Source organism: Collinsella sp. HCP28S3_E12 (assembly GCF_052065595.1).
Classification (GTDB): Bacteria; Actinomycetota; Coriobacteriia; order Coriobacteriales; family Coriobacteriaceae; genus Collinsella.
In genome coordinates this window covers 177462-187718 of the sequence record NZ_JBQHTS010000002.1, presented here as the reverse complement: position 1 = coordinate 187718, position 10257 = coordinate 177462, and the positions used below count along the sequence as shown (strand labels likewise).

11 protein-coding genes are annotated in these 10257 nt (G+C 59.8%); all 11 read right to left on the bottom strand.

What is annotated here, in order from left to right; genetic code table 11:
• Positions 1 to 326: 326 nt before the first annotated feature.
• The 11 genes from ACTNBY_RS01630 to ACTNBY_RS01580 all read right to left on the bottom strand — a co-directional run bounded on the left by ACTNBY_RS01630 (position 327) and on the right by ACTNBY_RS01580 (position 10249).
• Positions 327 to 1076: a transposase gene (locus tag ACTNBY_RS01630; RefSeq protein ID WP_195838550.1), complete on the bottom strand. Its 750-nt coding sequence runs from the start codon at positions 1074 to 1076 to the stop codon at positions 327 to 329.
• A 229-nt stretch (positions 1077 to 1305) separates the two neighbouring features.
• Positions 1306 to 1761 carry a ribosome silencing factor gene (gene rsfS, locus ACTNBY_RS01625; RefSeq protein WP_427726898.1) on the bottom strand — a complete coding sequence of 152 codons (456 nt, stop codon included), beginning with the start codon at positions 1759 to 1761 and terminating at the stop codon, positions 1306 to 1308.
• Between the two features lie 28 nt (positions 1762 to 1789).
• Positions 1790 to 2323, bottom strand: coding sequence for a bis(5'-nucleosyl)-tetraphosphatase (symmetrical) YqeK (gene yqeK, locus ACTNBY_RS01620; RefSeq protein ID WP_427718844.1), 534 nt, complete (start codon positions 2321 to 2323; stop codon positions 1790 to 1792).
• A gap of 89 nt (positions 2324 to 2412) precedes the next feature.
• Positions 2413 to 3090 (bottom strand): nicotinate-nucleotide adenylyltransferase, encoded by a 678-nt coding sequence (gene nadD, locus ACTNBY_RS01615; RefSeq protein WP_427794396.1) that lies wholly within the window; start codon positions 3088 to 3090, stop codon positions 2413 to 2415.
• Between the two features lie 3 nt (positions 3091 to 3093).
• Positions 3094 to 4560, bottom strand: coding sequence for a GTPase ObgE (obgE, locus tag ACTNBY_RS01610; RefSeq protein WP_441063116.1), 1467 nt, complete (start codon positions 4558 to 4560; stop codon positions 3094 to 3096).
• An 85-nt stretch (positions 4561 to 4645) separates the two neighbouring features.
• Positions 4646 to 4903, bottom strand: a complete 258-nt coding sequence (rpmA, locus tag ACTNBY_RS01605) for a 50S ribosomal protein L27 (protein ID WP_154516202.1) — start codon at positions 4901 to 4903, stop codon at positions 4646 to 4648.
• A gap of 33 nt (positions 4904 to 4936) precedes the next feature.
• Entirely contained in the window at positions 4937 to 5311 is a 375-nt protein-coding gene (gene rplU / locus ACTNBY_RS01600; RefSeq protein WP_035138585.1) for a 50S ribosomal protein L21, read from the bottom strand.
• Between the two features lie 67 nt (positions 5312 to 5378).
• The gene (locus ACTNBY_RS01595; protein WP_427726904.1) at positions 5379 to 6191 is read right to left on the bottom strand and encodes a TIGR03936 family radical SAM-associated protein; all 813 of its coding nucleotides are present in this window, start codon (positions 6189 to 6191) and stop codon (positions 5379 to 5381) included.
• On the bottom strand, positions 6188 to 8065 hold the full coding sequence (locus ACTNBY_RS01590; protein ID WP_441063115.1) for a TIGR03960 family B12-binding radical SAM protein: 1878 nt from the start codon (positions 8063 to 8065) through the stop codon (positions 6188 to 6190). Before ACTNBY_RS01590 ends, ACTNBY_RS01595 begins: the two co-directional genes overlap by 4 nt.
• Before the next feature lie 9 nt (positions 8066 to 8074).
• Complete coding sequence (locus ACTNBY_RS01585) at positions 8075 to 9004, bottom strand: YcjF family protein (RefSeq protein ID WP_441063114.1); 930 nt, start codon at positions 9002 to 9004, stop codon at positions 8075 to 8077.
• An 18-nt stretch (positions 9005 to 9022) separates the two neighbouring features.
• The gene (locus ACTNBY_RS01580; RefSeq protein WP_154516190.1) at positions 9023 to 10249 is read right to left on the bottom strand and encodes an FtsW/RodA/SpoVE family cell cycle protein; all 1227 of its coding nucleotides are present in this window, start codon (positions 10247 to 10249) and stop codon (positions 9023 to 9025) included.
• Between the last annotated feature and the right edge of the window lie 8 nt (positions 10250 to 10257).

Sequence of the window (10257 nt, the reverse complement as noted above, 5' to 3'; positions counted from 1 at the left end):
GTCGCGCGGGACCGACAACGCCTTCGCCGCCGACTCGGAGCCGTGGCCTCGCTCGAAGAGCCCGATCGCCGCCTTCCTGGCCTCGATGTCGTGCTTCACCCTCAAGTCGACACGCATAAAAAGCCTCCCATTTCTCATGTCCAAGAAATGGGAGGCAGTTCAATTTGGGACGGGGCTTTTTTAGCTACCCTTCAGCTGGCAGCGAATCACCCGGGGCCGGAATAAAACTCAACCGATTTGTAGGGTTAGCTAAAATAGCCCCGTCCCAAATTAGCTACCCAACCCATACCTGACGCGGTCGCAACACGGACCTCGTCCAAAATGAGCTATTTTTTGACTTTGACCTTTTGTATGGTGCAGTGCCCAATGCCCGTAAGGCGGACGATCTGTTTAATCGAAAAGCCCTCGCTCTTCAAAGTACGAATGCAGGCATCGCGCGCCCCCTTTGGCAAAGCCTTAAGGTGATGAGGCTCGTACGGCTTAAGAAGCGCCTGCGCAAACTCCAGCGCATCTGTGTCGCTCACATGAGCGCCGTCACGGAAGCAATAGCGATTGGGCTCACCCGAGGTGCTGAAGGCAAAAAATCTCTGAGAGTCACCGAGCAACCCGAGAACGCAATCCGTTTTACAGATACCCGGATATCCCATATACTCGCGAAAGCTGCTCCATCGATACAGCGAAGCGGTCCCAATCCTCGCCTTCGCGGGATTGTCGTGAATGTATCTCACGCAGTTGAGCAGCTGATCATCATCGAGGATCGGCACACTCTTAAATCGATCCTGGAAAACAGGCCCCTTCCTGCCTGTCTTTGAGTTGAAATACATGGCATACGCCGTCGTAATCGAATGCATGCAATCGCTCAGATGAACATGCTCGTCGTCAAGCAGAAGATGAATATGGTTATCCATAAGGCACCACGCGATGACATCCACTTTAAACTTCTGGCATTTCGAAGCAATCAGCCGAATCAGATAGAGCCGATCTTCGTCATCCTCAAATATGAGTTGGTCGGCACATCCCTTTTGGACGACATGGTAAAAACCATATACAGAGATTTCTCGCGCAGTCCGAGTCATACGCATCCCCTCCTCTACAGATAACAATTACGTTACCCGAGCCAGAGTAGAAAAAACGTACTGGGAGCTATAAATCGCGATGTTCGGCGAACGGTAGGTAGTAGCTAAAAAAGCCCCGTCCCAAATTAGCTACTTTTGGGCAAAAAGAAAGCCGGGCGGCCGCGGAAAAACGCGACTGCCCGGCGAAATACTTGAGGGTAGCTAAAAAAGCCCCGTCCCAAATGAGCTACTAGAGGAGGTCCAGGGAGAGCTGGGGAGCGTCGCCCCAGAGCTTTTCGAGGCGGTAGAACTCACGCGCCTCGGGAGTGAAGACGTGGACGACAACCGAACCGTAGTCCATGAGCATCCAGGTCTTCTGCTCGCGGCCCTCAATGGAAAACGGGTGCTCGCCGCAAGCCTCGGCGACCTTCTCCTCAATCTCGTCGACGATGGAATCAACCTGGCGGTTGTTGGTGCCGGTAGCAAGGACAAAGTAGTCGCACACATCGGAAAGCTCAGTCAGGTCGAGCACCTGAACGTCCTCGCCTTTCTTGTCGTAGGCGGCCTGCGCGGCAGCGCGGGCGACATCCTCGGCGGCGACACCGCTGGCGGAGAGCGTCGCGGCGGTGCGGTCGGACGTGGCCACGAAACTCTTGTGCTCCGCACCTTCAAGAATCTGCTCGTCGGTCATGGTCTCATCGGCCATGGAATACCTCTTTCTAGACGCACCCGAGCTAGCGCAGCTGGGCGTAATGGTTGTAAATCGTAATAGCCGTGGGATAAAGATAGCGCCCGGACTGGATCACATAGACCAGACCCTGCGCAAAACAGGAGAAGAACAACTCGTCGAGCGAGGACTTCCCCACCATCTTGCGCAGCGCATGGGCATAATCGCCGTGGCGGTTGGGTTCGATGGCATCGGCCACAAAGACCACCATATCGAGCGGCGTCATGTCGCAAGCGCCCACGGTGTGACGGTCGACAGCCTGAAAGACCGCCGGCGACAGCTCGGGAAAAAGCTGCGGAAGCTCATAGGCGGCAACCGGGCCATGCAAAAGCGGCGTCGCGGCAGACGGAGAGCCGGCAATCTTAATGCCGTAATGCAGAGCGCGCGTGACCAGCTCGTCGTCGGAGAGCACTTTGTCCCAGTCATGGATCAGGCCGGCGGCAGCGGCATCAAAGCGGTCGACACCGTATACCTCGGCTAGGTGCAGCGCCGTCTCGGCAACCCCGAGCGAATGCACGTAGCGCTTACGCTTATCCTTCATGCGCACATCGAGCAACTCGTGGATACGCGTCAAGAGCGCGCGCTCGTCGCCCTCAAACTGATCTTCTACCGACAACGTTTCCCCCCCCGTCAATCAAAATCGTCTTGCCCAAGATCGGCATACAGGCCGCGTTTACGGATATAGCCGAGCACGGACTCGCTCGTAAGATAGCGCACGCTCATGCCGCGGGCAACCCGCTTGCGAATGTTGGTCGAGCTAATTGCCAGCGCCGGAATCTGAATATAGCGCACATCGAATGGCAGCCCCGATTCCTTAATCCTCGCCCGGGCCGTATCGATGTCAAAGCCGGGACGCGTCGCAGCGATAAAGGTTGCCAGTTCGGCAATCTCGTGAGCATTGTGCCAGGTCACAATATCGATAATCGCATCGGCACCCGTAATAAAGTAAAGCTTCACCTGTGGCGGGTAAAACTCGCGAAGGGCACGCAGCGTATCGGCTGTATAGGTGACACCGGCACGATCGATCTCGAAGCGGCTTGCCAAAAAGGCCGGGTTCGCGGCAGTCGCGAGGACCGTCATGGCATAACGGTCCTCGGCAGGCGTCACCGGTTTGTCGAGCTTAAAGGCAGGAGAGCCGGCCGGCATAAAAAGCACGGCGTCCAAGTCGAGCGACTCGCGAGCCTGCTCGGCGGTAACCAAGTGCCCGTAATGAATCGGGTCAAAGGTGCCGCCCATAATGCCAAGCCGAAACTCGTGCCCATCCTTGATGGGCAGCTCAGGCAATCCGATTCCACCGCGCAGCGACATGGCCTACTCGCCCTCCGGGGTCTCAATAACGTCGACTTCGGTAGCGCCTTCGGAGCCCTCGGCGACATGAGCCACGTCCGCACCCTCGGCCGCTACGTCAATAACCTCAACGCCTGCATCCTCGAGCTCGTCCTCGAACTCCAAGAAGTCCTCGGCGCCCTCAAAGTCAAAGGCGCGCTGGCAAATGCGAACCTCGTCGCCCGCACGGCAGCCGGCCTTCTCGAGCGCATCGTCAACACCCATGCGCGCAAACTTATGCTGCAGGTAGATGACAGCTTCCTCGTTTTCCCAGTCGGTCTGGATAACCATGCGCTCGATGGCACGGCCGACCACACGGAAAGCACCGGGCTCTTCCTCAACAATGCGGAAGCGCTTCTCGCGCTGCAGACGGCGACGCTCCCACTCCTCATCGCGCAAATCGACCGGCTCATCAGAGACCGCAAGCTCCGCGCGAAGCTTAGCCACCTGCTCGCCCACGGCAAGCATCAGGGTGTTGAGGCCGGCACCCGTCACGGCAGAAACGGCAAAAAACATGTGGCCGTCGTCGAGCGCTGCACGCTTAAGGTCGGCAATCTTATCGGCCGTACCCGGCGCATCGCACTTGTTGGCGACAACGATCTGCGGGCGCTCCGAGAGCTCGGCACCATACTGCTCGAGTTCGCGGTTAATGATGCGATAGTCCTCGACCGGGTCGCGATCCTCAAAACCGCCCGTCATATCGACAACGTGCATGATCAAAGCAGTGCGCTCAATATGGCGCAGGAACTGGTGACCCAGGCCCTTGCCTTCACTCGCACCCTCGATGAGACCCGGTACGTCGGCGACGACGTAAGAATATTCGCCGGCACGCACCATGCCCAAGTTGGGCACAAGCGTGGTAAACGGGTAGTCGGCGATCTTGGGACGGGCGGCGCTCATACGCGCAATGAGCGAGGACTTGCCCACCGAGGGAAAGCCCACGAGCGCGGCATCGGCCATAAGTTTCATCTCGAGCTCGATCCAGTGCTCCTCGGCAGGCTCACCCAGCTGGGCAAACGCGGGCGCGCGGCGCACCGACGTCACAAAGTGGGTGTTGCCCAGACCGCCGGCCCCACCGGGCGCCACGACAACGCGCTCGCCATCGTGCACCAGGTCGGCAATCTCGAACATCGGGGTCTGCGTCTCGGGATCGAGCTCGCGGACTACGGTGCCCATGGGAACTTTCAAAATCAGGTCCTCGCCGCTCTTGCCATTGCGACGGGCGCCCTGGCCGTGCGTGCCGCGCTCGGCACGGAAGTGATGCTTAAAGCGGTAATCGATCAGCGAAGACAGCTGAGCATCGGCCTGGATGACGACATTGCCGCCACGACCGCCGTCGCCGCCATCAGGGCCGCCCTTGGGAACAAATGCCTCGCGCCTAAACGACATGCATCCGGCTCCGCCGTCGCCGCCGCAAACGTTAATGCGGCTGATATCGGTGAACTGTGACAACAGAATCGCCTCCTACAAAAAAGAGGGAGACCCTTGAATCCTAAAACTCAAGTGCCTCCCACATATGTGCTCTATGAAGGGTGAATTACGCGTTCGCGAGCGGGCGTACGCTGACCCTGTGCTTGATACCCTTGTGGAACTCAACGGTACCGTCGACCAGCGCGAACAGCGTGTCGTCCTTGCCACGGCCAACGTTCGCACCCGGGTGGATGTGCGTGCCATGCTGACGGACGAGAATCGTGCCCGTGGTTACCGTCTGGCCGGCGAAGCGCTTCGTGCCAAGGCGCTGACCGCGGGAGTCACGGCCATTACGGGAGGAACCGAGTCCTTTTTTGTGTGCCATTGTGTATACCTACTCTTTCGTTACGAGTGTAATCTACTCGGCGACGGGAGCCTCGGCAACAGCCTCAGCCTCTGCCTTGACAGCCTTCTTGGCGCGGGAGGTAGCCTGAACCTTCACGATCTTCAGCTTGGTGAGCTGCTGACGGTGACCCTTCAGACGACGATAGCGCTTACGCTTGTGGAACTTGAAGACCAGCTGCTTCTCGCCCTTGAACTGCTCAACGATCTGAGCGGTAACCTTGGCCTTGGCCAGCTTGTCGGGATCGGTGACGATCTTCTTACCATCGTTGAGGAAGATGACCGGCAGGGTGACCTTGTCGCCCTCATTGCCCTCGATCTTCTCGACGGTGATGACATCGTCGGTGGCGACCTTGTACTGCTTGCCGCCCGTGTTAACGATTGCGTACATGTTTACTTGCCCTTCATGCATCAGTTAGTGCAACAGCCGAATATAGTAGCAGGCGATAATACCCCCGTCAACGAGTATGTGGAGCAAATCCACAAGTTCGCACAGGTATGGGGCTGACGAGTCGGCCCTCGTCGTCTTCGCATGCTTGATTCTGACGCTCGACATCGTAGGAGCAGATGGTCACGAGGTCTTGCATACCGGTGGAAACAATAGGTGCATCGACGCCCGGGGTCAAGCCCTGCAACAAAACATCAGCAGCAGAAAGCAAAATTTCCGGACGCATGGAGCCCTCGTTGTCGGCATGGGTGTCGAGTATGAGCACCAGATGGTCCGGGCGCTCCCCCGCCTTAAGCTCGTAGCCCACGAGCGTATGGTCCAAGTCCAGGCGCTTGCTCTTTTTGCCGCGCGCATAGTCGATGCCGTGGGCCGCGCGCAACGTGTCGATTGCGCGACGCACCTCGTCGACAGCGACCGGCGCCTCAGGGTCCAGGTGCAGGTCGATACGGTACGACAGGCGCGTGAGCTGCGCCGTCAGCGCCGGCGTGCGCACGTCGATGTAGGCGGCCTCGATGGGCGCCAAATCAGCCGGAGATGCCGCGGCCAGGCGCCCAAAGGCCTCGTCGAGCGCGACGAACTCAGTCATAAACAGGTCATACCACTCGCAGGTCGACGACGTGCCCACGGGCAGCGCCGACGAAAAGCCCACACGCATATGCGGCGAGAAACCCTGCGTCACAGCATAGGGCAGCCCCGCGCGACGCACGATACGCTCAATGGTATGGATTAGTTCCAAATGGCCCAGGTACTTGAGACGATCGCGCTTGCCGTAGCGAACGCGAAGCCTAAAGAGCGTGGGGTTGTCGGTCAAGCGCTCACTCATGCGCGATCACCCACCAATACGTTCTTGGCGTGGAGCGTGGGGCAGATTCCGCAGCCGGTGCACGACGTGCGGGTGCAGTCGGGCGTCGTGACACCCTCCAGCGAGCGACGGTATTCGCGCTCGAGGAAGCCGCGCGAGCAACCGGGGCTCACGTGCTCCCAGGGCAGGTGCCAGTCCAGCTCGTAGGGCAGGTGCACGAGCTCGTTGAGGTCGATGCCGTTTTTGGCCGCGGCCTCCTTCCAGTTATCGAGCGAGAAATGCTCCACCCAGGCGTCAAAACGCGAACCGGCACGCCAGGCATCGATGATGACAGGCGTCATGTCGCGGCCTGCACGAGACAGCGCCGCCTCGATAAGCGAGGTCTCGGCATCGTGGTAGTGCACGCGGACCGCACGGTTGCGAACGCTCGTAATGAGGAGCTTCTGGCGGCGTTTGACATCGTCGTAATCGAGCTGCGGGCACCACTGGAAAGGCGTGGCGGCCTTGGGAATAAACACCGACACCGAGATGGACACCGAGATGGAGCCGCGGCGCGCCTTGGGTACCACGGAGCGGCCGAGCTCGAGCACATGGTCGGCCAGGTTGGCGATGGCCACGATATCCTCATCGCGCTCACCGGGAAGACCCATCATAAAGTAGAGCTTCATGCGGTTCCAGCCGGCCTCGAAGGCCGCCTTGGCCGCGCGGTCCACGTCCTCCTCGGTCACGTTCTTGTTGATGATGTCGCGCATACGCTGACTGCCGGCCTCGGGGGCAAACGTCAGGCCGCCCTTCTTTTCTCCGGCGACCGACTCGGCCATATCCACGCCAAACGAATCCAGGCGCTGCGAGGGAATGGACACGCGAATGCCCGTATCTTCCAGGCGGCGGTTAAGGCGACCGAGCACGTCGCGGATGCAGGAGTGATCGGTGGTCGAAAGCGAGGTAAGCGACACCTCGTCATAGCCGGTCTTTTCCAGGCCCTGGATCACCGAGGACACGATCTGGTCTGCCGAGCGCTCGCGCACCGGGCGATACGTCATGCCGGCCTGGCAAAAACGGCAACCGCGAGCGCAGCCGCGCAGGATCTCGATAGACAGGCGATCGTGAACGAGCTGCGCATAGGGCACGCACGACTGCGACAACGGATTGGTAGCGCCAAAGTCCTCGACGACGCGCTTGTAGACCACCGGCGGGACGTCCTTACCCTCACACGGCACGGTGTAGCCGTGCGGTGAGCAGGGTTCGTCATAGCGCACCTCGTACAGCGACGGCACGTAGGTACCGGAGACGGTCGCGAGCCGCTCGACAATCTGGGCGCGCGGGACGCCCTCGTCACGCAGGCGGCGATGCAGGTGGCAGATCTCGAGCAGCGACTCCTCACCCTCGCCAATCAGGATGGCATCAAAGAAGGCCGCATACGGCTCGGGGTTATAAACCGAAGGTCCGCCGGCGACGACGATGGGATCGTCCTCGGTGCGGTCGGCCGCCAGCAGCGGAATGCCGGCGAGGTCGAGCGCCTCGAGAAAGTTTGTCACGGCCATCTCGTGCGGAACGTGCATACCGACGATATCAAACGAGGCCACGGGCGCTGCGCCCTCGAGCGACAGCAGCGGGATACCGGCCTCGCGCATGGCATCGCCCATATCGGGCCACGGCACATAACCGCGCTCACAGGAGATGCCCTCGGCCTGGTTAAGGATGTTGTACAGGATGGCGATACCCTGGTTGGGCAGGCCGACCTCGTACACGTCCGGGTAAATCATGCAGCAACGATAGTCGGCATCGGCCTTGGAGAGCGTACCCCACTCGTGGTCGATATAGCGACTCGGCTTTTCGACCTTCGCGAGCAGCGGCTCGATCAAATGAAAACAGTCTTGGTATGGAACGCGCAAAAGAAACCCCTAAGCAGCGAGATCGGATGCATCCTCAAAAGGATTCATGGGACGGGTAGCGCCGACAACCGTGGTCACCAGGTCGCGGACGCGCGAGAACGTGGCGGCAACCACCTCGTTGGCACGGCTGTAGTCGATATCGCGCTCGTAGAGAGACACGAGCGCACGGCCCATGCCATAGGTGCCGACGGCGGCGGAGAGTGCCTTGACGGCAAAGCCGATATGCGGCGTCTGCTTTACCAAGGCGCGAGTGACGGCGCGCATTACCAAGCCGCCGGCAAGCACGCCCGCGACCTCGTAGCCGCGCTCGGGCTTAATGCCGCGTCCAAAGATGGCCGCAAGCTCAAAGAGCATGCCCACCTGTGCCAGCGCCATAACGGGATAATCGGCCCCCGGCAAAAACACCAGCGCGCCCGTCGCCATATTGGTAAGCGCGCACGAGGTGATGATGCGGTTGGCGGCGGCGATGCGCATAAAGGCAAAGTTCGCCGCAAAGGCCGTCTCCTTTTCCGTACGGTCCAGGATCCAGCGGGCGAGTGTCTCGAGCAGATACGTCTTATCGGTGGCCGCTACCACGCCGAGCATGGGCGTGGACTCCTGGATAAAAGGCACCTCGACAGCGGACTCGGCAAGCACGCACACGGGCGCGCCGGCGATCACAAGCTCCTGTACAGCACTCTCAAGGCGCTCAGATCCGCACGAAAGCACCAGCACCACGTCGGTATCGGTCTTGGGGACGATTCGCTCCTCACCCAGGCGCTCAACGCGGACAATACCCGACGTCGTCTGCGGCACAAAGGCATCGCGCACCGTCTCGACCAAAAAACGCGAGGCGGTCGAATCCAGGTAGACCGAAACGCGCACCGGCGTATCGGAATCCCTCTTGGTGGTCGCGCCCATTTTAAAAGCGCGAGTCAGCTTTTCCACGGGAATCTTCATGGCAAACCCCTCCAGCGGTTACGCGGCGCCCGAACGATGCCGCCATATGGATTGTACGATACCCACCGTCAACAACTGGATCATCATCGACGACGAACCAAAGCTAATGAACGGCAGCGGAATACCGGTAATCGGCATCATGCCAATGCACATGCCGATGTTCTCGAACGTCTGGAATGCCCACATGCCGACAATACCCACGCATGACAAGCGTAGAAACAGAGACTCGCACTTAAAGGCGACGCGGATCGTCGAGAAGATGAGCAGCACGTACAGGCACAGCAACAAAAAGGAACCGCAGAAGCCGAACGTCTCTGACAAAAAGGCGAAGACGAAGTCGGTGTGGAACTCGGGCAGGAAGCCGCCGGCCGACTGCGTCGCATGCCCCAGCCCCTTACCAAAGAAACCGCCCGAGCCGACCGCGATCAACGACTGCTGCAGGTTATACGCATCGTCCGAATCGGCGTTGTCGGGGTCGATGAAGACCGTCAGACGATTCATCTGGTACTGCTTAATGAGCACATCGTGACCGAGCAGCGAATCGAAGACCGAATCGAGCGCCAGGACGAGCGCCACCAAACCCACGAGCAGAGCCAAAGTCGACAGCACCCATTCGCGGCGCGCACCGCTCATGCAGATGACGATGGCGCCCGACACCAGCACGACCAGACCCGAGCCCAAATCGCCCATGGCGACGACGGCCAAAAACGGAACGGACAGCATGCCGCAGAGCTTAATGTAGTCGCGAGCGGTATCGATGCGCCCGTTGTACTGCGAGCCAAGCGTGGCCATAAAGAAGATGGTGATGAGCTTGGCAAGCTCAACGGGCTGGAATGTTAAACCGATACCGGGAATCTTGATCCAACCCGTCATTCCCAAGCCGCCCGTGTAGGACAGGCCCGGAATCTTAGGCGAGAAGATCACGATGAGATCGATGACGAGCAGGGCCGTCGAAAAGTTGGAAATGCCGCGCAGGTCGGTGCGCCAGACGAGCACCGCCAGCACCGCGCCAATACCGATACCCAGCAGGTGACGCGAGAACGAGGCATCGGCTTTAAACTGCGAGGCGGACCAGATAATAATGGCGCCATAGGTGACGAGCGCCACGGTCGCCAACAGCACGCCGACGTGCACCTTTTGGCGAAACGTTCCGCGCGATGCGGAAATCTGCTTGTTAACGCGGTCCAGGCTGCTGCGAGAGCCGGTTTTGGTTGAGCGGAACAGGTCCGCCGGCGAAAAGTCCATCGCAACCT